We start from the raw sequence: 22,828 nt of genomic DNA, 5'->3' as shown, positions 1-22,828 counted from the left end.
GTCCGTACCTCACTTCTTTGTGTCGTTCCAGCTGCAATTCTCCGTAAAAACTGTTCAATATCCTAGCCGCAATTCAGTATGATGAACAGCATGACGACTGATGAACTCACCATCGCGATCGCCGTCCCGCTCGAAGCTGAGTATGTGGAGCGTATCCGCGCTATCGATCCAGCCATCACGGTTCTCTACGAACCGGAGCTGCTGCCGCCGGAACGCTTTTCGGCCGACCACACCGGCGACCCGGCCTTCAAGCGCACCCCTGAACAGGAAGAGCGCTACTGGGCGATGCTCAACAAGGCACAGGTTCTCTACGGCTTCCCCAATGAAAGCCCGGTCGGGCTGGCCCGCATCGCCCGGAGCAACCCGCGGCTGCAGTGGATCCACGCCATGGCCGCAGGCGCCGGTGGAGCCGTGAAGGCCTCCGGGCTGGACACGGCCACCCTGGACAAGTTCAAGGTCACCACCTCGGCCGGTGTCCACGCCTTGCCGCTGGCCGAGTTCGCGGCGCTCGGCATCCTCAACGGGTTCAAGCGCAGCGCCGAGCTGGCGCAGGACCAGGCAGCCAAGGTCTGGCCGGAGCTCAGGATCCCCACCAAGCTGGTGAACGGGTCAAAGCTGGTCATCACCGGCCTTGGCGAGATCGGCATGGAGACGGCGCGCGTCGCCCGGGCCCTCGGCATGCGCGTCAGCGGTACCAAGCGGACTGTCGAAGCGATTGACGGCATCGAGGAAGTCGCCACGAACGAAGGCCTCGCGGGCCTGCTTGCCACCGCCGACGCCGTCGTCAACACCCTCCCGGGCACGCCGTACACCGAAAAGCTTTTCAACCGCGAGGTTTTCGCGGCCATGAAGCCCGGCACGGTGTTCGTGAACGTGGGCCGCGGCACCGTCGTGGACGAAGAGGCCCTGTTTGAGGCACTCGAGAACGGACAGCTCTCCTACGCCTGCCTGGATGTCTTCGCCGTGGAGCCCCTCCCCCAGGACAGCCCGCTTTGGAACCATCCGAAGGTGATGGTTTCGCCGCACACCTCGGCCCTGAGCGCCGCCGAGAACCGGCTGATCGCGGAGCGTTTCTGCAGCAACCTGCGGATCTTCCTTGAGGGTGGCGAAATGCCGCACCTCGTGGACACTGTGCATTTCTACTGAGCCGGCTTCCATTTGGCAGGCTTCCACAGCGACGGCCCCGGCGGATATCCGCCGGGGCCGTTCTGTTAGTTCTTCAAACAGCTTGGACACAGCGAAGCGGTCCGGGCACAGCGAAGCGGCGGCCCCCGGAAGGGGCCGCCGCTTTCGACGCTTCTGCCGCCAAGGTGCGCCTAGCTGGCATCCTCCAGGGCGAGCAGGTCGCGGCCTGCTGTCTCGGGGGTGAAGAACGTGGCGATGAAGGAAATCAGCGCCAGGACCAGCGAGTAGATGGCCAGGACCAGCCAGGAGAAGCCGGTCGCTGCGAGGAGCGCGGCACCCACCAGGGGCACCAGGCCACCGGCGAACACCGCCGAGATCTCACGGCTCAGGGCAACGCCCGTGAAGCGGTAACGTGCCCCGAAGAGCTCAGGCAGCAACGGGCACTGCGGGCCCAGCATGGACTGCACGCCGAGGGCGATGCCGACAACCATGACCACCCAGACGAGCGCCGGGTTGCCAAGGGTGACCAGGTAGAACGCGGGCAGGGCGATGACCGCCTGGAACAGGGCGCCGTAGCGGTAGACCGGCACACGGCCGTAGCGGTCCGAAAGGGCGCCGAAGGTGACAACCATGACCGCGGCGAAGCCAGCGGCGATCAGCAGGCCTACGGGGCCGACGAACTTGTCCCCGGGGAAGATGCCTTCCTTGGCGGACAGGAACGCGACGAGCAGGGCCGAGTAGATCGAGGAGTTTCCGTTTTCGCCCATGCGCAGGCCGATGCCGACCAGCACGTTCTTCTTGGAGTGCTTCCACAGCACGCCCACCGGGTTCTTAACCACATCCTTGTGCTTCTCCAGCTCCTGGAAGACCGGGGTCTCCTTGAGCTTGAGGCGGATGAAGACTGCAACCACGATCAGGATCACACTGGCCAGGAACGGCACGCGCCACAGCCAGCCTTCCAGGACGGATTTGTCCGCAAGGGCGATCAGGGCGAAAGTTCCCGCGCCGAGCAGCGTGCCCAGCTGGATGCCGACGAACGGCAGGGAAGCGAAGAACCCACGACGGCGGCGCGGGGCCACTTCCGAGATCAGCGTGGTTGCGCCGGCCTGCTCCGCGCCGGCGCCAAGGCCCTGGATGATGCGCAGGGCGACCAGCAGGACCGCACCGAGCATGCCCGCCTGCTCGAAGGTGGGCAGGAGGCCGATGGCGAAGCTGGCCAGGCCCATCATGCCGATGGTCAGCAAGAGCACCATCTTCCGGCCGAAGCGGTCGCCGATGTAGCCGAAGATGATGCCGCCGAACGGACGGGCCGCGAAGCCGACACCATAGGTGGCGAAGGAGGCAATCAGTGCGCCCGTGTCGCCCAGCGGCTTGAAGAACAGCGGCCCGAAGATCAAGGCCGTTGCCAGGCCGTAGATGTAGAAGTCGTAGTACTCCAGGGCGGAGCCGACGGAACTGGCCAGCGTGGCTTTTCGAAGCTGGCCCGGATCAACGACCGCGTCGTCCGGACCCGCAAGTACTGCCTTAGTACGAGTTGTCACAAGCACTCCCTCAAGAACACTCCAGGCCCCCGTTGGCCTGGTGCATAGTGTCAGCAGCCATGGCGTGAATCACTATATTGAACAGAGTACAGCAAGCTGAACGATGTTCAAGGGGTGTAATCAGATTTATTGGGGCTAGCCCATCGGGTTACCCAAGGAGTGCGCAAGCTCCTTGAGTTCCTTGACCATCAGATCGCCTTGCTCCTCCGAATACGTCGCCTTGAGGGAGGTCACGGAGAGACCCAGGCTGGGCCCGTGCGCACCATGGGTCGGCACGGGAACCGCGAGGCAGACCACGCCAAGGGTGGATTCCTCGTCCTCGAAAGCGAAGCCGCGGCGGCGGATCTCGGCCACCTGGGCCTTGAGTTCGGCCGCGGAGCGCAGGGACTTCGGCGTCATGACGGGGAGTTCAAGGTCGTCCGGGAACATCGCCTCGATGTCGTGATCGTGCAGCTGGGCCAGCAGGGCCTTGCCGACGGCGCACAGGGACAACGGCATCTTGTCGCCGATGTTCGAGGTAAGCCGGACCGCCGGGTGGCCCTCGTAGCGGGCAAGGTAAATGACGTGGTCGCCGTCGCGCATGGCAACGCGGACCGTCTCCCCGGAGAGCGTGGGCGCCTGCTCGCAGTATTTGTAGAACTCCTGCACTTCATCAAGCCGGCTCAGGTAGGCGGCGCCCAGTTCAACGAGCTTGCGGCCGAGCGAGAAGTCGGCACCTTCCCGCGTGATGAGGCGCGCTTCCTCCAGGGCCAGCAGGAGGTTTGAAGTGGACGACTTCGGGATGCCCAGCTCGCGCGACAGGTCACTCAGCGTGAGGCGGCCCGACGGCGCCCCGGCGAGGGCGTCCAGCACGGCCGCCGCCCGGGTCACGGCGGGAGCCGGGGACGAACCCCCCGGGCTCTCTGCGGAACGGGAAGCGCGGGAATCGGCCATGACTCTCCTTGGCGATGACTGGGTCCGGACTGAAAGCCCGAAAGGCCCTGTTCAGTCCAGTGAACAAGTCCCATCATAATGTCTTCACCGCGGATGCGCTCCGGCCCGACTGGAAAACGGGACGCTTCCCAATACAAGGAATTCACTGTATATTCATTTTCGAGCTCTCCACCGCGGCATCCCCCAATAGTCGCGGTGGAGAGCTCTTCCATTTCCGGGGCTGTCCCGGCCGCGGGTACCAGGCATGAAAGAAGCCCGCCGTTCCTGCCTGCAAGGCGTGAACGACGGGCTTCGGTGGTGGGTCCTACCGGGATCGAACCGATGACATCCACGGTGTAAACGTGGCGCTCTACCAGCTGAGCTAAAGACCCGAATATTGTTTCCACCGGGGCTTCCCGGCCGAACCAACGAACATAGACTCTACCCGATCCGGCCGCCGGAAAGCGAATCGCCGCGCCGCCCTGAGAGCGGACAATCGCGCACCAGCTCAGGGCAGGTCCGGCAGTTCTTCGGCCAGCCATGACAGGGCAGCGCTGACTCCGGCGTCGATTTTCAAATCGGCAATGCCGTCACCACGGGTGGCTCCCCTGTTAATGATCACAACCGGCTTCCCGGCCTTGGCCGCATGCCGCACGAAGCGCAGCCCGCTCATGACCGTCAGCGACGAACCCGCCACCAGCAGGGCGCCGGCGTCATCGACCATGGCATACGCGCGTTCCACCCTGTCTTTGGGCACGTTCTCACCGAAATAGACGAAATCGGGCTTCAGCACGCCGCCGCACACCGGGCACCTGGCGACCACGAAGCTACGGATAAGCTCCGGGTCTTCCACGACGGCATCGGCGTCCGGCGCCATCTCGATCGCGCCCGTCGCCTCGGCGGCTTCCAGGAACCCGGGGTTGATCTCTTCAAGGATTCCGCTGAGCAGCTTTCTGCTGAAGCCGTGGCCGCCATCGAGGCACACCACCCGGTCATAGCGACCGTGGAGGTCCACCACGTTCCGGCTTCCGGCGTCCTCGTGTAGCCGGTCCACGTTCTGGGTGATCAGCCCGCTCATGAGGCCGCGCTCTTCCAGGCGGGCGACGGCGAAATGCCCCGCATTCGGGTCGGCATGCCTGAGTTTGGACCAACCGATGTGGTTTCGCGCCCAGTAGCGGCGGCGGTTGTCCGCACTGCCGGTGAATTCCTGGTAGGTCATGGGCTTACGCGGCGCGGCACCCGGGCCGCGGTAGTCCGGAATACCCGAATCAGTACTGAGGCCCGCACCGGTGAGCACGGCCAGGCGGTTTCCGCCGAGGAGCGCCGCGGCCTGCCGCAGCGCCGGAAGGTCTTCCATGGCCAACGCAGCCGTTCCCGCGGGGGCCAGGCTGGCCAGTCCTGTTGTCCCGATTCCGGGCCGGCGTCCGTCCATTGCTTTCAGGCCAAGCGGCTCAGGCCGCGCCGAGTCCGGCCAGTGCGTCCCGGTATTCGGCCAGGTCCCGCGCCTGCCCCCGGGGATTCACCACGACATAGCGGACGATTCCTGCCGCATCGATGATGAAGGTGCCGCGCAGGGCCATGCCGGTACCGGCGTCGAACACTCCGTACTGCCGCGCAACTTCGCCGTGCGGCCAGAAATCGGCGAGCAGTTCGAAACTGTAGCCTTCCTTCTCCGCGTAGGCGCGCTGCGCGAACTTGCTGTCCACGGATACGCCAAGCACGGTCGCGCTGGCGTCTTCGAACACGGCCAGGTTGTCCCGGATCTCGCACAGTTCACCGGTGCAGATTCCGGAGAAAGCGAACGGAAAGAAAACGACGACGACGTTGCGGCCCCGGAGCGACGAGAGCCGGACGGGCTCTCCGTACTGATTAACCAGCTCGAAATCGGGAGCTTCCTCACCGACTGCCGGAACGCCCTGCAACAGATCCGCCCGGCCTGCCCGCGAGACGGTCACTTGTTCTTCCGGGCGACGAGGCGGGTGGCGCTCCAGTCCTTGGACACTCCCGCGGACGTTGTGGAGTGCAGGCCGGCCGTGGGGGCGGCATCTTGGATCTCGGAGGGGGAAACGTGGTTCGGGCGGCCGGACTTGGGGGTGAGGACCCACACCACGCCACCTTCGCTCAGGGTCGTCTGGGAGTCGACCAAGGCATCCACAAGGTCACCGTCGCCGTCGCGCCACCAGAAGATCACAGCATCCACGACTTCGTGGTCGTCCTCATCGAGAAGTTCGGAGCCGGTCAGCTCCTCAATATCGTCACGCAAGTCGAAGTCGACATCGTCGTCGTAACCGAACTCTTGAATCAGATCCCCGTCCTTGAAACCCAATCTTTCCGCCACATTTACCGATGTGGCGGCGTCGGCCTCGCTCACGTTTTCCTCCTTTGAAGTGATTTCGATTACTACCAGCCAACACCCTTTGAGTGCCTGCTTCAAGCCATTATCGCCTGATGAACCCGATTCCGTCTCACCGCCACTGCGGCAAAAGCTCGGTGAATCCTCGGTCACATCACGCATAAAGGGCCCACGCGGCTACGCATCCCAGCATTGACAAAGCTACAGTGGCCAGTGAGCACATCGGCTGCAGGGCAACCGCCCCGTGTATGCGCAGCCGTTGCTCAAGAGAACCTGCCCGGCATACCTGACCGGGCTGTTGTAACCGAGATGTCGCACACAACGCGTTCATGACGGGCAGTTACCCTGCCAGACTTGAGGCGCCGCTGTTTGCGCCAAAAGAGAGGTTGGACGTGGCTGCAGGAGAAGAGACCTCACACATCCTCAGCGGGTTGACTGCCCAGCTGCCTGATCGTGATCCGGAAGAGACCGCGGAATGGATTGAGTCCCTGGACACCTTGATCAAGGAGCAGGGAACCGAACGCGCGCAGTACATCATGCGCAGCCTGCTGCAGCGTGCCGGCGCGCAGTCTGTGGGCGTACCCATGGTCACGACGACGGACTATGTAAACACCATCCCGGCGGACCAGGAAGCGAAGTTCCCGGGCAACGAAGAATTCGAACGCCGCTACCGGGCGTATATGCGCTGGAACGCGGCCGTGATGGTGCACCGCGCCCAGCGCTCCGACATCGGCGTGGGCGGACACATTTCCACCTACGCCGGCGCCGCCACTTTGTACGAAGTCGGCTTCAACCACTTCTTCCGCGGCAAGGACCACCCGTCCGGCGGCGACCAGGTGTTCTTCCAGGGACACGCCTCGCCCGGCATGTACGCCCGCGCCTTCATGGAAGGCCGCCTGAGCGAGGAAGACCTCGACGGTTTCCGCCAGGAGAAATCCAGGCAGGGCCATGCATTGTCTTCCTACCCGCACCCGCGCCTGATGCCGGCCTTCTGGGAATTCCCCACGGTCTCCATGGGCATCGGCCCGATGAACGCCATCTACCAGGCACAGGCCAACCGCTACCTGCAGGGCCGGGGCATCAAGGACACCTCCGAGCAGCAGGTCTGGGCCTTCCTCGGCGACGGTGAAATGGACGAGCCCGAATCGCGCGGCCTGCTCCAGCTTGCCGCCAACGAGAACCTGGACAACCTGAACTTCGTCATCAACTGCAACCTGCAGCGCCTGGACGGACCCGTCCGCGGCAACGGCAAGATCATGCAGGAACTCGAAGCGTTCTTCCGCGGTGCAGGCTGGAACGTCATCAAGGTCGTCTGGGGCCGTGAGTGGGACGACCTGCTCGCCAAGGACTCCGACGGTTCCCTCGTGAACATCATGAACGAGACCCTCGACGGCGACTACCAGACCTACAAGGCCGAGTCCGGCGGATTCGTGCGCGAGCACTTCTTCGGCAAGACCCCGGCCACGAAGGACATGGTTGCCGATTTCTCGGACGAGCAGATCTGGCAGCTGAAGCGCGGCGGCCACGACTACCGCAAGGTCTACGCCGCCTACAAGGCCGCCACCGAATTCAAGGGCAAGCCCACCGTCATCCTCGCCAAGACCGTCAAGGGCTACGGCCTGGGTCCGCACTTCGAGGGCCGCAATGCGACCCACCAGATGAAGAAGCTGACGCTCGATGACCTGAAGGCCTTCCGCGACTACCTGCGCATCCCGATCACGGACGAACAGCTCGAAGCCGACCCGTACCGTCCTCCGTACTACCACCCGGGCATGGATGCTCCGGAGATCAAGTACCTGATGGAGCGCCGTGCGGAGCTGGGCGGATTCCTCCCGGAGCGCCGCTCTAAGCACAGTGAAGTCACCCTGCCGGACGCCAAGTCCTACGAGGTTGCCAAGCGCGGTTCGGGCAAGCAGCACGCGGCCACCACCATGGCCTTCGTGCGCCTGCTCAAAGACCTCATGCGCGACAAGAACTTCGGCGCGCGCTTCGTCCCGGTTGTCCCGGACGAATCCCGCACCTTCGGCATGGACGCCTTCTTCCCGACGGCGAAGATCTACAACCCGAAGGGCCAGAACTACCTGTCCGTGGACCGTGACCTTGTGCTCGCGTACAAGGAGTCCCCGGCGGGCCAGCTGATCCACCCGGGCATCAACGAGGCCGGCGCCGTCGCGGCATTCACCGCGGCAGGCACCTCCTACGCCACCCACGGCGAACCCCTGGTTCCGATCTACGTGTTCTACTCGATGTTCGGTTTCCAGCGCACGGGCGACTCCTTCTGGGCCGCAGCAGACCAGATGACGCGTGGCTTCATCATCGGCGCCACCGCAGGACGCACCACCCTCACCGGTGAAGGCCTGCAGCACGCCGACGGCCACTCCCCCATCTTGGCCTCCACCAACCCGGCCGTGGTCACCTACGACCCCGCTTACGGGTACGAAATCGGCCACATCATGCGTGACGGCCTGGAACGCATGTACGGCCCGGAGTCGGATGACCGCAACCTCATGTACTACCTGACCGTGTACAACGAGCCGATCGTCCAGCCGGCCGAACCGGAAGACCTCGACGTCAACGGCCTGCTGAAGGGCATCTACCGCCTGGCGCCGGCCGCCAACGGCAATGGCGACCGCCCGAAGGCCCAAATCCTCGCCTCCGGTGTTTCGGTGCCGTGGGCCCTGGAAGCCCAGCGCATCCTGGACGAGGAATGGAACGTGGCAGCCGACGTCTGGTCCGTCACTTCCTGGAACGAACTGCGCCGCGACGGCCTCGCTGCCGAGGAGCACGCCTTCCTGAACCCGGGCGAAAGCGCCAGGGTGCCGTTCGTCGCCCAGCAGCTTGAGGGCGCAGAAGGCCCCGTGGTTGCCGTTTCGGATTACATGAAGGCTGTCCCGGACCAGATCCGCCAGTTCGTCCCGAACGACTTCGCGGCACTGGGCGCAGACGGCTTCGGTTTCTCGGACACGCGTGCCGCGGCCCGTCGCTTCTTCAAGAACGACACCCACTCGATCGTCGCCAAGACCCTCCAGCTGCTCGCGCAGCAGGGCAAGGTCGACTCCTCGGCCCCCGGCCTGGCAATCGAGAAGTACCGTTTGCTCGACGTCAACGCAGGAACCACCGGCGGCGCCGGCGGCGACAGCTAAGCATCAAGCAACACCCAGGCGGCGGCTCCACCGGAAGGCGGGGCCGCCGTCGGGCGTTTAAGGACTTTTCCCTGCGGGAAGCGACGAGCCCGGATGCCAGCGGGCACTGGCTTGTAGCCTTCGCACAAATGGAGCTTGGGGGGCGCGGGCCTTATGCTCAAGGAATGGCAGAGCCCACCCCTACCTCCGCGAAACGCAAGGCGCCATCGCGTGCGGTCTCCCCCGAGAAGGCCGAAACCCTCAAACGGCTCCGCGCGAATGTCGGCCAGCTGTCCACCACCACCATGCGCCAGCTGGAGAAGTCCCTTCCGTGGTACACCCGTTTGAGCGCCGATGAACGGTCGGCGCTGGGACTGGTGGCGCAGAACGGCATCGCCGCGTTCGTCACCTGGTACGAACGGCCAAGCTCGCCCTCGTGGATCCTCACCGACGTCTTCGGCAACGCTCCAACCGAACTCACCCGCTCGATCAGCCTGCAGAAGGCCCTGCAACTGATCCGGATCGTGGTGGAAGTGGTGGAGAACCAGGTCCCGGTAATCGCGCCCGAGCCCGACCAGCCGTCCCTGCGCGAAGCGGTGCTGCGCTACTCGCGCGAAGTGGCATTCGCGGCCGCCGACGTCTACGCCCGCGCCGCGGAATCCCGCGGTTCCTGGGACACCCGGCTCGAGGCCCTGATTGTCGACGCGATCCTGCGCGGCGAAAACACCGACGCGCTGCGCTCCCGGATCGCAGCGCTGGGCTGGAAGGCCCAGGAACGGTTCACCGTGATGGTCGGCAATTCACCCTCCGAGCCCAGCGCGAGCTACGTCAGCGAACTGCGGCGCACCGCCGGCCGCTTCGCCGAAGACGCGCTCGTGGGCATCCAGGGCGACCGGCTGATCTTGATCCTCGGCGGCGTCCAGGACCGTGACACTGCGTACCTGAAACTCAGTGAACTGTTCGCCCCGGGTCCGGTGGTTTATGGCCCAGAGGCCGGCTCATTGCTGGAAGCCAGCAGTTCGGCACAGGCCGCTTTTGCCGGTCTCACCGCGGCCCGCGCCTGGCCGTCGGCCCCGCGCCCGGTCGCCGCCGACGATCTCCTGCCCGAACGCGTGGTGTCCGGCGACGACGCCGCCCGCCGCTCGCTGATCAAGAACATCTACCGGCCGCTCATCGCCGCCTCCAACGGGCTGGTCGAGACGCTTGGAACCTACCTTGAGCTGGGCCATTCCCTGGAAGCAACAGCCCGCGAACTGTTCGTCCACGCCAACACCGTGCGGTACCGGCTCAAGCGCGTCTGCGACGTGACAGGGTGGGATCCGCTGCTTCCCCGGGAGGCTTTCGTGCTGCAGACAGCCTTGGTGGTGGGGCGGCTTTCCACCCCGCCGAAGGCGCCTCCGGAGCGTCACGGTTCCCGGAACGGCAACTGAGTCGTTGTAGACTTCCTACAAACCGTCCCAGTGAGCTTGGTGTTCGAAAACACCGTTGGATCACGCAGCAATTTGGAAAGCTGGTTACGTGCTTGCAATCGTCTGCCCTGGACAGGGCTCGCAAACCCCTGGATTCCTGGCCCCATGGCTGGAGCTGCCTTCCGTGGAAGGCCATCTGGCTGCCCTGAGCGAGATTGCGGGGATCGATCTCAAGGCCCACGGCACCACCTCGGATGAGGAAACCATCAAGGACACCGCCGTCGCGCAGCCCTTGATCGTCGCCGCCGGGCTGGTCGCCGCGAAATCCCTGTTCGACGTCGAACTGAGCACCCTTCCGGTGATCCTCGCCGGGCACTCGGTCGGTGAGATCACCGCATCTGCCCTCGCCGGGGTACTCAGCGAAAGCGACGCCATGACCTTCGTGCGCGAACGCGCCAACAACATGGCAGCCGCCGCGGCCGTCACCCCCACCGGCATGAGCGCCGTCGTCGGAGGGGATCCGGCCGAGGTCCTGGCAGCCATCGAGGCGTCCGGCGCAACCCCGGCCAACGTGAACGGCGCCGGCCAGACCGTCGCCGCGGGCACGTTCGAACAGCTCCAGGCGCTGGCGGACAACCCGCCGGCCAAGGCCCGGGTCATCCCGCTCAAGGTGGCCGGCGCTTTCCACACCGCCCACATGGCACCGGCCGTCAGCGCTCTCGAAGCGCTGCGCCCCTCCCTGACGCCGCAGGCCCCCTCCGTTCCGCTGCTGTCGAACTTCGACGGCGGCCAGGTCACCGACGGCGATGCCGCCGTCGCCAGCCTGATCGCCCAGGTGTCCCGTCCGGTCCGCTGGGACCTCTGCATGGAAAACCTGGTTCAGCGCGGCGTCACCGGCCTGATCGAACTTGCCCCGGCAGGCACCCTTGCCGGGCTGGCCAAGCGCGGCATGCCCGGCGTGAAGACCGTTGCGGTGAAGACCCCGGACGACCTTTCCGCTGCGCTGGCCCTCTTCGCTGAACTGGAGGCCAACGCATGAGCGCCCCGGCACTCAAGCAGGCGCCGGCCAACGAGTTCTCCCGGATCCTTGGCATCGGCGCCTACCGGCCCGACGTGATCGTCACCAACGACGACGTCTGCCAGTGGATCGATTCCTCCGACGAGTGGATCCGCCAGCGCACGGGCATCGTCACCCGGCACCGCGCACCTGAGGGTGTCAGCGTGATCGACATGGCCGAAGGTGCGGCCCGCGAAGCCCTGGCACAGGCAGGGATCGAGCCCTCCCAGCTGGGCGCCGTCATCGTCTCCACCGTGACGCATCCCTACGCCACCCCTTCGGCCGCCGCCGCACTGACCGACCGGCTCGGCGCGACGCCGGCCGCCGCCTTTGACATTTCCGCCGCCTGCGCCGGCTACTGCTACGGCGTGGCCCAGGGCGACGCCCTGGTCCGCTCCGGCGCGGCGGATTACGTCCTGGTGATCGGTGCCGAGAAGCTCTCGGATGTCATCGACAACCACGAGCGCACCATTTCGTTCCTGCTCGGCGACGGCGCCGGTGCAGTCGTCGTAGGGCCTTCCGACACGCCGGGCATCGGCCAGTCGGTCTGGGGTTCGGACGGCAGCAAATGGAACGCCATCGGCATGACCCACTCTCTTGACGAAGTCCGCAAGCTCGGCGAATCCGCCCGGCACTCGGACGAAACGGATGACCTCGCCATCATCTCGGCGACCCAGGACATCTGGCCCACGCTCCGCCAGGACGGGCAGACCGTGTTCCGCTGGGCCGTCTGGGAAATGGCGAAGGTGGCTCAGCAGGCCCTCGACGCCGCAGGCATCGAAGCCTCGGACCTCGCGGCGTTCGTCCCGCACCAGGCGAACATGCGGATCATCGACGAGATGGTCAAGAAGCTCAAACTTCCCGAGTCGGTCGTTGTCGCCCGCGACATCGCCGAATCGGGCAACACCTCCGCGGCCTCGATTCCGCTGGCAACGCACCGGCTCCTGCAGGAGAACCCGCAGCTCAGCGGCGGGCTCTCCCTGCAGATCGGTTTCGGCGCCGGCCTTGTCTTCGGGGCCCAGGTGGTGGTCCTGCCGTAACCTGACTGCGGCAGGCATGGAACGAACATGACCTTGACAACCAAGCCGTATCCGCGGTTTGCCCCGTTTCCGGCATAGCCGGCACAACAAGAAAAGGAGCCAACAATGGCTAGCAACGAAGAAATCCTGGCCGGCCTGGCTGAAATCGTGAACGAAGAGACCGGCCTGGCCGCAGACGCCGTCGAGCTGGACAAGTCCTTCACCGAGGATCTGGACATCGACTCGATCTCCATGATGACCATCGTCGTCAACGCTGAAGAGAAGTTCGGCGTCCGCATCCCGGACGAAGAGGTCAAGAACCTGAAGACCGTCGGCGACGCCGTCAACTTCATCGCAAGCGCCCAGGCCTAGTCAAGGCTTCAGCTGTGCCGGGCCCGGGTGCACCGTCACCCCGCGCCCGGCACAGCCGTATTACCCAAGTTTTCCTGCCGTGCGAGGAACCGCAATCGAGCAGACTGATATCCGACAGAGAGTGATCGCATGACACGCAAAGTAGTCATTACCGGTCTGGGGGCCACCACTCCCATCGGTGGCGACGTTCCCACGATGTGGAAGAACGCGCTTAAAGGGGTCTCCGGGGCCCACACGCTCGAGGACGAGTGGGTGGCCAAGTACGACCTTCCCGTCCACTTTGCTGCACGGTGCTCGACGCCGGCCCTGGATGTGCTGTCCCGTGTTGAGGCCAAGCGCATGGACCCGTCCACCCAGTTCGGCGTGATCGCCGCCCGTGAAGCCTGGGCCGACGCCGGCATCACGGAAATCGACCACGACCGCCTGGCAGTCGCCTTTGCCACCGGCATCGGCGGCGTCTGGACCCTGCTTGACGCCTGGGACACCCTGAAGGAAAAGGGCCCCCGCCGCGTCCTGCCGATGACCGTTCCGATGCTCATGCCCAACGGCGTGGCAGCTGCTGTCAGCCTCGACCTCGGCGCCCGTGCCGGTGCGCACACTCCGGTATCCGCCTGCGCTTCCGGAACCGAAGCCCTGCACCTGGGCCTCGACCTGATCCGCTCCGGCAAGGCCGACGTCGTGATGTGTGGCGGTGCCGAAGCTGCCATCCACCCGATGCCGCTTGCTGCGTTCTCCTCCATGCAGGCGCTCTCCCGCCGCAACGACGATCCCGAGCACGCATCCCGCCCCTACGACCGCGACCGCGACGGCTTCGTGATGGGTGAAGGCGCCGGTGCCTTGGTACTCGAGGCGGAAGAACACGCCCTCGCCCGCGGCGCCCGCATCTACGGTGAGCTGGCAGGTACCTCGGTCACGGCGGACGCTTACCACATCACCGCTCCGGACCCCGAAGGCCTCGGCGCCACCCGCGCCCTGAAGGCCGCCATGTTCGACGGTCGGATCCATGCCGAAGACGTGGTGCACGTCAACGCGCATGCCACCTCCACCCCGGTTGGCGACAAGCCCGAGTACACCGCGCTCCGCGCCGCTCTGGGCGCCCACGTCGACAACGTGGCCGTCTCCGCCACGAAGTCCCAGATGGGCCACCTCTTGGGCGCCTCGGGCGCGGTTGAGGCCGTGCTGACGGTCCTGGCCGTGTACGAACGCCAGGCTCCGTTGACCATCAACCTGGAGAACCAGGACCCGGAGATCCCGCTCGACGTCGTCACCTCCGCCCGCAGCCTGCCTGCCGGCGACATCGTGGCACTGAGCAACTCCTTCGGCTTTGGCGGCCACAATGCCGTCATCGCCGTCCGGAGCGTCTGACCACCGTTTTTCGGGCATTCCGACAGACACGAAGAGGGCCCCACCGCTGGTGGGGCCCTCTTTCGTTTTTGCTATGGAGATGCGTGCCGCGGTGCGGACACGTCCTTCGGACTCAGCCGACCTGGTGCAGCCACCGCACGGGTGCACCCTCGGCGGCGTGGCGGAACGGCTCGAGTTCCTCGTCCCAGGCTTCGCCGAGTGCCAGGGAGAGTTCGTGGTACACAGCGGCGGGGTCCCCCGCACCGGATTCATAGGCATAGCGGATGCGGTCTTCGCTGACCATGATGTTGCCGTGCACATCCGTGACGGCGTGGAATATGCCCAGCTCCGGCGTGTGCGACCAGCGGGCGCCGTCCACGCCCTGACTGGGCTCCTCGGTCACTTCATAGCGCAGGTGGGCCCAACCGCGAAGCGTCGAAGCCAACTGGGCGCCGGTGCCGGGGGCGCCGAGCCACGACAATTCGGCCCGGAACATTCCGGGCGCGGCAGGCTGAGGGGTCCAGTCCAGATCGGTACGCTTGTCCACGACCGATCCGATGGCCCACTCCACATGCGGGCACAGTGCAGTCGGGGCCGAGTGCACAAACAACACACCACGGGTCATTGCAACAGACATTCCATCCTCCATAGCTGTAGGTACGTCTTCCCCAACGACCTCTGCCTGGATAGGTGCCGTGCCAGTGACCGGGTATTCGGTGATCCCTGCCGGACTGCATTTCCCAGATTATGAAACTGTATTCGCCAGATTATGAAATCTGTCGCCCGGTCATTTCAAAAGATTCAAGCAATACTTGAAACTTACGGGACATTGCTTTCATTTTGCCGTACACGCCGCTTTTGCGCCAGCGCGGTTTTCGAAAACCTGGAGAACCGGGCGGGACTCATGCCCTCGGGTGGGCCTGCCGGTAGCTGGTGCGGAGCCGCTCCACGGAAACGTGGGTATAGATCTGCGTGGTGGCCAGGCTGCTGTGGCCCAGGATTTCCTGGACTGCCCGCAGGTCCGCGCCTCCGTCGAGCAGGTGCGTGGCCGCCGAGTGACGGAGTGCGTGCGGACCGGTGGCGGAGGTATCTCCGAGCCCTTCGAGGAGTTCCTTGACCACGCTGCGGGCCTGCCGCTGGTCGATGCGTTTGCCGCGCACCCCGAGGAAGAGCGCCGGACCGCTGTTCGGAGTGGCAAGCGTCGGCCGGCCGCGACGAAGCCAGTCGTCGACGGCGAGGGCGGCCGGCAGCCCGTAGGGAACCGTCCGTTCCTTGTTGCCTTTGCCCAGGACCCGGAGGGTGCGGCGGTCGGCGTCGAGGTCATCGATATCCAGGCCCGCAAGTTCACCGACGCGGATCCCCGTGGCATACAGGAGCTCCACCAAGGCCCGGTCCCGCAATGGAACTGGCGCGCCCTCGGAGGCGGCCTCGGCGAGCCGGTCAAAGATGCGGTCAAACTGCCCGCGTTGGAGGACCCCGGGAAGGGACTGCTCCCGTTTGGGCGCCTGCAATCGGACGGCCGGATCAACCGCGATCAGTTCCTCGCGCAGGGCCCAGGAAGTGAAAGTCCGGACGGTCGCGGCATGGCGGGCCAAGGTAGCCCGGGAACGTCCCGCCTCGCTCTGCCCGCCGAGCCATCGGCGCAGCGTACCAAGTTCCAGCCCGGACGGCGTTTCGACCCCTTCACTGGCGGCGAAGGCGAAGAGGCTTTCGAGGTCGGTCAGGTAGGCGCGAACGGTATGCGCTGAGCGTGCCCGTTCGCCGGCGAGATAGCGGCGGAAACCGGCCATCGCCTCGGCGAAGGCCGGGGGCAACGGCGGAGTCTGCCGGACCGGCTCGCCCGAGGCGACGGCGCCCGCAGGCGAGGCGGCCGGATCCGTCGCGGGACCTTCGTTTGGGGCGGCCTGCTTTTCCGCTGCAGGGTCCTCGCCTGCCGCAATGTCCTGGCCCGCTGCCTGCTTCTCGTCTGCCGCACTGTCCACCCCTCAACTGTGCCAGCAGCCGCGCGCCTCGAGCGGCACCGCCACGTCCCTTTCGCCATGCGTGCTTCAGGATCATGCATTCTTCCTTGCCCGCTTCCAGCCGCCGCGTTCGGAGACAGCCAGGCCCAGCAATCCGAGCCGGCCAAGCCCGGCCCGGACAGCGTCCGGCCCCAGACCGGCGACGACTCCTAACTTCTCCACTGACGTCGTGGTGCGCAGCGGCAAAGCGTCCAGCAGCACCAAGTCCGCCAGCGTGAGACCGTCATGCTCGGCTCCGGTCGCGTGCTTGTCCCCGGGCAGCTCCTCGCCGCTCCCGCCGGCAAGTTCCGCGATCTCGCCGACGTCAGTGACGCACACGGCGCCACCCTCGCGCAGGAGCCGGTGGCAGCCCGCCGAGTTGGCACTGTGGATCGAGCCCGGCACCGCGCCTACCACCCGGCCGATGGATTCGGCGTGATGGGCAGTATTGAGGGCACCGGAACGCCACCGGGCTTCGACCACCACCGTGACGGCGGCGAGTGCTGCGATGAGCCTGTTGCGTTGCAGGAAGCGATACCGGGTGGGGGCGGAGCCGGGCGGAACCTCCGCGATGACCGCCCCCTGGTTGGCGACGGCGCGAAGGAGCTCTTCGTTTCCGGACGGATAGTAGCGGTCCACTCCCCCGGCCATCACGGCGATGGTGGGAACATCGCTGCTGCCGCCCGCCAACGCGCCCCGGTGTGCGTGGGCGTCTATGCCATAGGCACCGCCTGACACCACGGTGTAGCCGCGTTGGCCGAGCCCGTAGGCGAATTCACCGGCGATCGCTCCGCCGTATCCGGTGCTGTCCCGGGAACCTACCAGGGCAACCGTGCGGCTGGCGGGCGGGAATTCCAGCTCGTGCCCGCGCCACCACAGGCACAGAGGTTCCTGGAGTCCGAGGTCGGCCAGCTGTTCCGGCCACAATGGGTCTCCCGGGATGATGAGCCGCCCGCCGAGCCGCTGCATGGTGGCCAGGTCGCGTTCCGGCGCAAGGTCCCGGACCCGGGGCATCCACCGTTTCAGGGAAGCGGAAAGGCCCGGCCATGACCCGCCGCCGCCGTCAAGCAGCAGGGCCGTCATTTCCTGCTCAAGGGTGGGACCGGCGGTGAGTTGCCCGGTGGCAATACGGAGGGCGTCCACGGCCCCTGCGAGCCGTACCAGGGCCAGTCCGGCGGCATCCTGCGGTTCCATGAGCCGGGAAAGGGCTGCCCGGGCGGTGCGTTCATCCTTCGGCGCCAGGTAGACGGAGCCTGTCTGGCTGGGCGGGGGGCTCGTCGTCATGGATGGTCCTTTCATGCGGCTGCCACCGCCTGCCGCAGGCCGAGGGCCTGCCCGATGTCGTCAAGGCCGGGCTGGTCCCGGTGTCCGAGGTCGGCCAGCGTCCACGCGAGGCGCAGGACGCGGTCGTAGCCCCGCGCTGTAAGCACTCCGCGTTCGAGGGAGCTGTCGAGGATCCGCGTGGTTGCCGGAGGAAGCTTGAGCACGCCCCTCAGCAGCCGGCCGGGGACCTGGGAATTGGTCTCCAGCCCGAAGCTCCCTAGCCGTTCCTGCTGGCGGGTCCTGGCAGCCGCGACGCGCCGGGCCACGGTGAGCGAGTCCTCTTCGCCTCCCGCCTGGCCAAAATCGGCCAGGGAGACCCGCTCCACCTGGAGCTGGATGTCCACACGATCCAGTAGCGGGCCGGACATCCTTCCGAAATAGCGCCGGCGCATGACCGCAGTACATGTGCAATCCACTCCCTTGCCACTGGCCTTGCCGCACGGACACGGATTGGCTGCAAGGACCAGCTGGAACCGTGCCGGATAGGCCGCCGTACCGGCGGAACGGTGGATCACGAGTTCGCCGCTTTCCAAGGGCTGGCGCAGGGCGTCCAGGACGCGGCGTTCGTATTCAGGCGCCTCGTCCAGGAAAAGCACGCCACGGTGCGCCCGGGATGCTGCGCCGGGGCGCGGAAGGCCTGACCCGCCCCCGATGATCGCCGCGGCGGTTGCACTGTGGTGCGGGTTCTCGAACGGCGGTCTGCGCAGCAGCGACACCTTTTCGATGTGCACGGCGGAAAGCGAATGGATGGCCGTGACTTCCATGGATTCCTTGTCGCCAAGGTCCGGGAGCAGCCCGGGCAGCCGTTCGGCGAGCATTGTCTTCCCCGCGCCGGGAGGACCGCAAAGGAGCACGTGGTGGGCGCCTGCCGCAGCGACCTCAAGTGCCCGGCGCGCGTCCCCCTGGCCCGAGACGTCGCACAGGTCTGGCACCGTTGGCGGGAGTGCGCCGTCGTCGGGGTCTTCTCCGTCCGCCGGGTCAAAATCAAGGGCGAGGTCCTGCGGATCCGCGCCGAAGTCGAAAGCGAGCCGGGCAAGGGTCTTGTACCCGCGGACCCGCGCGCCGGGCACCAGCATGGCCTCCGCGGCGTTTGCGTTGGCCACCACGATGTCGGGGTGACCTGCCTGCACCGCCGCCATCACGGCCGGGAGGATGCCGCGGACCGGGCGCAGCCGGCCGTCGAGGCCGAGTTCGGCGATGAACACCGTGCCTTCCGTGGAGCGGATATCCCCGGCGGCACCCAGCACGGCCATGCAGATCGCGAGGTCGAAACCGGAGCCGCGTTTGGGCAGCGACGCCGGAATGAGGTTGGCCGTGATCTTGCGGCGGCTCAACGGGATTCCTGAATTCTGCGCAGCCGAGCGTATCCGCTCACGGGCTTCGTTCAAGGCGGCGTCCGGCAGGCCCAGGATGAGGAAGTTCGGCAGGGTTTGTCCGATGTCTGCCTCGACCTCGACGATGTAGCCGTTGAGCCCGAGCAACGCGACGCAGTAGCTCCGTGCGACGCCCATGTCAGCCCACGCCCTTGAGGTGTTCCAGGCTCGGCGAGCCGACGCCGTCGTGGATCACGGAGACGACGTCCACACGGCGGCTGGAAGCCCGCAGCTCATGGGCGCTGCACCACGACGACGCCAGTCGATGGAGGCGGGCGAGTTTCGCCGCTCCGACGGCCTCGAAGGGGTGCCCGTAGTCCAAGCTGCGGCGTGTCTTGACCTCCGCGATGACCAAGGTGTCGCCGTCGAGGGCGACAATGTCGATCTCCCCCGAGGAGCATCGCCAATTGCGGTCGATGATCCGCATCCCGAGTGTCTCCAGGAACCCGGCTGCGAGCGTCTCGCCCTGCCTGCCGAGGATGTCCTTCTCTTTCATGTCCCACCTCCGCTACCAGCGTGCGGGCGCACGCGGGGCAACAACAGCGGAGAGAAGTGCTATGTGGGTAACCGGGAAAATATCAGGCTGTGGAGGAGAAGCCGGAACGCAGGAAGCACACGGCTTTAAGCACGGCGCTAGTTGCCGAGGCCGCCCAGTTCGCCGTCCTTCGGCAAGGAAAGCTCGTTCCGGGGAAGCTCCTCGACGTTGACGTCCTTGAACGTGATGACGCGGACGTTCTTCACGAAACGCGCGGAACGGTAGACATCCCAGACCCAGGCGTCCTGGAGGGTCAGGTCGAAGTAGACCTCGCCGTCGGCACTTCGCGCCTGCAGATCGACATGGTTGGCAAGGTAGAAACGCCGTTCGGTCTCGACAACGTAGCTGAACAAACCGACGACATCGCGGTACTCGCGGTAGAGCTGGAGTTCCATGTCGGTTTCGTAGTTCTCAAGATCTTCGGCACTCATAGATCCATCTTGCACCATCGCAACGGTGTCGACAGCCAGCAGCGGCCTTGCGCGGCCGCCCGGCATGTCCTAGAAGAGGTTCCAGCTGCTCCGGTGGTGGCTGCTCGGCCCGGCGGCACGGAGGGCCTCACGGTGGGCGGCGGTGCCGTAACCCTTGTTTTCGTTCCAACCGAACGCCGGGAAATCCAGGTGCAGGTCCAGCATCATGCGGTCCCTCGCGACCTTGGCGAGGACGCTGGCGGCGGCGACGCTGAGGCAGGACATGTCTGCCTTGACCCGGGTGTGGACCGGGGCATCGCACGCCGTGACGCCCGGACCGGCCTCGGTATCGGTATCGAAGAGTGAGACCTGGGCCGGGAGCGAAAGCCAGTCGTGGCTGCCGTCCAGGAGCACCACATCAGGCCGCGTCCCGAGTGCGAGGAGTTCGCCCCACGCCCTGTTGCCGGCAAGCCTCAGGGCGGCAATGATGCCCACTGCGTCGATTTCGGCCGCGCTTGCGTGTCCTACAGCGGCAGCGACCGCCCAGCTCCGCACCAGAGGTTCGAGCCGCTCGCGGTCCTCGGCTTTGAGCAGCTTGGAGTCGCGTACGCCGTCGAGCAGGCTTTGGTCCTGGAGGTCGACGACGGCGATCCCCACCGAAACTGGTCCGGCGAAGGCACCGCGGCCCACTTCGTCGACGCCCGCGAGCAGCCGCACGCCCGGAGCGAGGAAGCTGCGCTCAAAATCCAGGGTGGGAGCAATGGACCCCGGCGCTGCTCGTCCAGCAGCGCCCCGCGTTGTTGCCTTACCCTTGGCGGCCTTTGAGGCAGAGGACTTGGAGGCGGCGGTCTTTGGGGCAACGACTTTGGGGGCGGTCTTCCTGGGCGCGGCGTTCTTGGGCGCGGTCTTCTTGGGCGCGGGGCCGCTGCCAGCGGTCGTGCGTGCCGGCTCGGCACCCGTTGCCCCGGGACTCATTTGCCCGTGGGCGCAGTGTTGGAACTGCTGTCTTCGGGGGACGGCGCCGGTACGTTCCGGAAGACTTCTGCATGGTTGTCCAGGACCTGCCAGCGGCCGACGGGCCAGGCGATCACAGTTGCCTTGCCTTCGACATCGGGAAGGTTGATGAAGCCGCCGTTCACCTCGCGGTGTTCACGCGAGTCCGCCGAGTTGTTGCGGTTGTCGCCCATAACCCAGATTTTCCCAGCAGGGACGACAACGTCAAAGGGCTGCGCGAGTGGGGTTTGGGCCGGGTTGAGGTAATCCTCGTGCAGCACCGTGCCGTTGACGCTGACCCGGGCCTGGGCATCGCAGCAGACCACATGGTCACCCGGCAGGCCGATGACGCGCTTGACGAGGTGCTGTTCGGTCGCATCCGGAAGCAGGCCCACGAACGCCAGGCCGTCCTGCAGCCATTTGAAGGGCCCGGGGTCTCCCTTCTGAGTGGCCGGAAGCCAACCCTGGTTGTCCTTGAACACCACGATGTCCCCGTGCTGGAGGGCGAAGGGCTCGGGCACCAGCAGGTTCACGAAAATCCGGTCGTCCTTTTCCAGGGTGGCCACCATGGATTCGGACGGAATGAAGAACGCCTTGAACAGGAAAGTCTTGATGAGGAAGGACAGCACGATGGCGATCCCGACAACCATGCCGATCTCTTTGAGCCAAAGCAGGAACTGATTGCCCTTGGTGCCGTCCTCATCCGGCGTCGCGGCTTCCTGTTCGGGATTCTCCGGCATCTACTGTCCGTTCTTCGAAGTTGTTGCTGCCACTGCGGGCCGTGGCAGTTCTGCCAATCTATCAAGTGGCCAGATAATCCGGACGGGCCTGCCGATCACCCGGTCCACAGGAACCAGTCCGCCGCCGGGAGCACCCAGCAGGCTGCGGGAATCCGCGGAGCGCGAGCGGTGGTCGCCCATGAGCCAAAGACGGCCGTCCGGCACCACGACGTCGAACTTCTGCACACTGGGGGCGTCGCCTGGATAGAGGTAGGATTCCTCAACTGCCTGACCGTTGACTGTGAGCCTGCCGTCGGCTCCGCAGCAGCGCACATGGTCTCCCGGAACACCGATGACCCGCTTGACGTAGGTGGTGTCGCTCCCGACCAGGCCCAGCCAGTGTCCGACAGCGGCCGCGGCGTCTGCCAGCGGGCCCTTGCCGCTGTTCAGTGGAGCAAAAGTCCCCCGGCCGTCGAAGACCACGATGTCGCCGCGGCGGATGGGTTCGGCGCTGAAGTCCGTGCGGGAGACGAGGATGCGGTCCCCGGTGCCGAGGAGCGGTTCCATCGATTCCGAGGGGATGAAGTAGATGTCGATCCAGAGGGATCGGACCAGGCCGCTGATGGCGATGGCCAGGACCACTCCGAGCAAAACAAAACGCCAGCCCTGTTTCCGGGGCTGGCGTTCTGCGTGGTCCATGGTTCGTATCCCTGTTGCGTTGCGGATTTCTCCGGCGCACGCCGGGACGGATCGCAGGACCCTCTGCGTAAGTCGGAGACTTACTTGTTGAAGTCGCGCTTTTCCTTGATCTTCGCAGCCTTACCGCGCAGTTCGCGCATGTAGTAGAGCTTGGCGCGGCGGACGTCACCCTTGGTGACGACCTCGATCTTCTCGATGATCGGGGAGTGCACCGGGAAGGTACGCTCAACACCGACACCGAAGGAGACCTTGCGGACCGTGAAGGTTTCGCGGACGCCGTCACCCTGGCGGCCCAGGACGAAGCCCTGGAAGACCTGGACGCGGGAGTTCTTGCCTTCGATGATGTTCACGTGCACCTTGAGGGTGTCACCGGCGCGGAACTCGGGAACATCGTTGCGCAGCGAAGCTGCATCTACGCTATCGAGGATATGCATTGATCCACTCCTGGTGGACGCCACAGGTCATCCACTTTGGGTCACGGCGGCCAAGCCCGGAAACGTCCGGAAATTGCCGCCGAAGTTC

At 65.8% G+C, this 22,828-nt stretch carries 22 protein-coding genes and 1 tRNA gene; 7 read left to right on the top strand and 16 right to left on the bottom strand.

The window, feature by feature from the left end; all coding sequences use genetic code 11:
* Positions 1-78: 78 nt before the first annotated feature.
* Positions 79-1,146, top strand: coding sequence for a D-2-hydroxyacid dehydrogenase (locus ACNQPB_RS11320; RefSeq protein WP_498751692.1), 1,068 nt, complete (start codon positions 79-81; stop codon positions 1,144-1,146).
* A 170-nt stretch (positions 1,147-1,316) separates the two neighbouring features.
* Here the strand turns inward: ACNQPB_RS11320 and ACNQPB_RS11315 are convergent, their stop codons facing one another.
* The 6 genes from ACNQPB_RS11315 to ACNQPB_RS11290 all read right to left on the bottom strand — a co-directional run bounded on the left by ACNQPB_RS11315 (position 1,317) and on the right by ACNQPB_RS11290 (position 5,949).
* Positions 1,317-2,666: an MFS transporter gene (locus tag ACNQPB_RS11315; protein WP_498751690.1), complete on the bottom strand. Its 1,350-nt coding sequence runs from the start codon at positions 2,664-2,666 to the stop codon at positions 1,317-1,319.
* Between the two features lie 135 nt (positions 2,667-2,801).
* Positions 2,802-3,599 carry an IclR family transcriptional regulator gene (locus tag ACNQPB_RS11310; protein ID WP_498751689.1) on the bottom strand — a complete coding sequence of 266 codons (798 nt, stop codon included), beginning with the start codon at positions 3,597-3,599 and terminating at the stop codon, positions 2,802-2,804.
* A gap of 295 nt (positions 3,600-3,894) precedes the next feature.
* Positions 3,895-3,970, bottom strand: a tRNA-Val gene (locus tag ACNQPB_RS11305).
* Between the two features lie 116 nt (positions 3,971-4,086).
* Entirely contained in the window at positions 4,087-5,010 is a 924-nt protein-coding gene (locus ACNQPB_RS11300; RefSeq protein ID WP_498751688.1) for an NAD-dependent protein deacetylase, read from the bottom strand.
* A gap of 19 nt (positions 5,011-5,029) precedes the next feature.
* Positions 5,030-5,533, bottom strand: a complete 504-nt coding sequence (locus tag ACNQPB_RS11295) for a peroxiredoxin (protein ID WP_498751686.1) — start codon at positions 5,531-5,533, stop codon at positions 5,030-5,032.
* The gene (locus ACNQPB_RS11290) at positions 5,530-5,949 is read right to left on the bottom strand and encodes a DUF3052 domain-containing protein (RefSeq protein WP_498751685.1); all 420 of its coding nucleotides are present in this window, start codon (positions 5,947-5,949) and stop codon (positions 5,530-5,532) included. The genes ACNQPB_RS11295 and ACNQPB_RS11290 overlap by 4 nt, the downstream gene beginning before the upstream one ends.
* 374 nt (positions 5,950-6,323) lie before the next feature.
* Between ACNQPB_RS11290 and aceE the strand changes: the two genes are divergently transcribed.
* The 6 genes from aceE (at position 6,324) to ACNQPB_RS11260 (ending at position 14,275) form a co-directional block, all read left to right on the top strand.
* Positions 6,324-9,074 carry a pyruvate dehydrogenase (acetyl-transferring), homodimeric type gene (aceE, locus tag ACNQPB_RS11285; RefSeq protein WP_498751683.1) on the top strand — a complete coding sequence of 917 codons (2,751 nt, stop codon included), beginning with the start codon at positions 6,324-6,326 and terminating at the stop codon, positions 9,072-9,074.
* 164 nt (positions 9,075-9,238) lie between these two features.
* On the top strand, positions 9,239-10,483 hold the full coding sequence (locus tag ACNQPB_RS11280; protein ID WP_498751681.1) for a PucR family transcriptional regulator: 1,245 nt from the start codon (positions 9,239-9,241) through the stop codon (positions 10,481-10,483).
* 88 nt (positions 10,484-10,571) lie between these two features.
* A complete protein-coding gene (locus ACNQPB_RS11275) occupies positions 10,572-11,501 on the top strand; it encodes an ACP S-malonyltransferase (RefSeq protein ID WP_498751679.1) in 930 nt (309 codons plus the stop codon).
* Positions 11,498-12,559 carry a beta-ketoacyl-ACP synthase III gene (locus ACNQPB_RS11270; protein ID WP_498751677.1) on the top strand — a complete coding sequence of 354 codons (1,062 nt, stop codon included), beginning with the start codon at positions 11,498-11,500 and terminating at the stop codon, positions 12,557-12,559. Before ACNQPB_RS11275 ends, ACNQPB_RS11270 begins: the two co-directional genes overlap by 4 nt.
* A gap of 105 nt (positions 12,560-12,664) precedes the next feature.
* A complete protein-coding gene (locus ACNQPB_RS11265; RefSeq protein ID WP_074590152.1) occupies positions 12,665-12,910 on the top strand; it encodes an acyl carrier protein in 246 nt (81 codons plus the stop codon).
* Positions 12,911-13,039: 129 nt separating this feature from the next.
* A complete protein-coding gene (locus tag ACNQPB_RS11260; protein ID WP_498751675.1) occupies positions 13,040-14,275 on the top strand; it encodes a beta-ketoacyl-[acyl-carrier-protein] synthase family protein in 1,236 nt (411 codons plus the stop codon).
* Between the two features lie 112 nt (positions 14,276-14,387).
* Here the strand turns inward: ACNQPB_RS11260 and ACNQPB_RS11255 are convergent, their stop codons facing one another.
* The 10 genes from ACNQPB_RS11255 to rplS all read right to left on the bottom strand — a co-directional run bounded on the left by ACNQPB_RS11255 (position 14,388) and on the right by rplS (position 22,740).
* Entirely contained in the window at positions 14,388-14,891 is a 504-nt protein-coding gene (locus ACNQPB_RS11255) for a DUF3145 domain-containing protein (RefSeq protein WP_498751673.1), read from the bottom strand.
* Between the two features lie 265 nt (positions 14,892-15,156).
* Positions 15,157-16,044: a tyrosine recombinase XerC gene (locus ACNQPB_RS11250; protein ID WP_498751801.1), complete on the bottom strand. Its 888-nt coding sequence runs from the start codon at positions 16,042-16,044 to the stop codon at positions 15,157-15,159.
* Positions 16,045-16,308: 264 nt separating this feature from the next.
* Complete coding sequence (gene dprA / locus ACNQPB_RS11245; protein ID WP_498751671.1) at positions 16,309-17,538, bottom strand: DNA-processing protein DprA; 1,230 nt, start codon at positions 17,536-17,538, stop codon at positions 16,309-16,311.
* A gap of 11 nt (positions 17,539-17,549) precedes the next feature.
* Positions 17,550-19,088 carry a YifB family Mg chelatase-like AAA ATPase gene (locus ACNQPB_RS11240; protein WP_498751669.1) on the bottom strand — a complete coding sequence of 513 codons (1,539 nt, stop codon included), beginning with the start codon at positions 19,086-19,088 and terminating at the stop codon, positions 17,550-17,552.
* Position 19,089: 1 nt separating this feature from the next.
* Positions 19,090-19,446, bottom strand: coding sequence for a YraN family protein (locus ACNQPB_RS11235; RefSeq protein WP_498751667.1), 357 nt, complete (start codon positions 19,444-19,446; stop codon positions 19,090-19,092).
* Positions 19,447-19,583: 137 nt separating this feature from the next.
* On the bottom strand, positions 19,584-19,916 hold the full coding sequence (locus ACNQPB_RS11230; RefSeq protein ID WP_498751665.1) for a DUF2469 domain-containing protein: 333 nt from the start codon (positions 19,914-19,916) through the stop codon (positions 19,584-19,586).
* A 69-nt stretch (positions 19,917-19,985) separates the two neighbouring features.
* Positions 19,986-20,657, bottom strand: a complete 672-nt coding sequence (gene rnhB, locus ACNQPB_RS11225; protein WP_498751799.1) for a ribonuclease HII — start codon at positions 20,655-20,657, stop codon at positions 19,986-19,988.
* 209 nt (positions 20,658-20,866) lie between these two features.
* Positions 20,867-21,628, bottom strand: a complete 762-nt coding sequence (gene lepB / locus ACNQPB_RS11220) for a signal peptidase I (protein WP_498751663.1) — start codon at positions 21,626-21,628, stop codon at positions 20,867-20,869.
* Entirely contained in the window at positions 21,629-22,306 is a 678-nt protein-coding gene (gene lepB, locus ACNQPB_RS11215; protein ID WP_498751661.1) for a signal peptidase I, read from the bottom strand.
* An 80-nt stretch (positions 22,307-22,386) separates the two neighbouring features.
* Positions 22,387-22,740, bottom strand: coding sequence for a 50S ribosomal protein L19 (gene rplS / locus ACNQPB_RS11210; RefSeq protein WP_115788748.1), 354 nt, complete (start codon positions 22,738-22,740; stop codon positions 22,387-22,389).
* Positions 22,741-22,828 lie beyond the last annotated feature (88 nt).

This window comes from Curtobacterium sp. LFS079, assembly GCF_047977865.1.
In the GTDB taxonomy this organism is placed as follows: domain Bacteria; phylum Actinomycetota; class Actinomycetes; order Actinomycetales; family Micrococcaceae; genus Arthrobacter.
The sequence above is the reverse complement of the archived record's forward strand: the minus strand, read 5'-3'. Positions and strand labels throughout refer to the sequence as shown.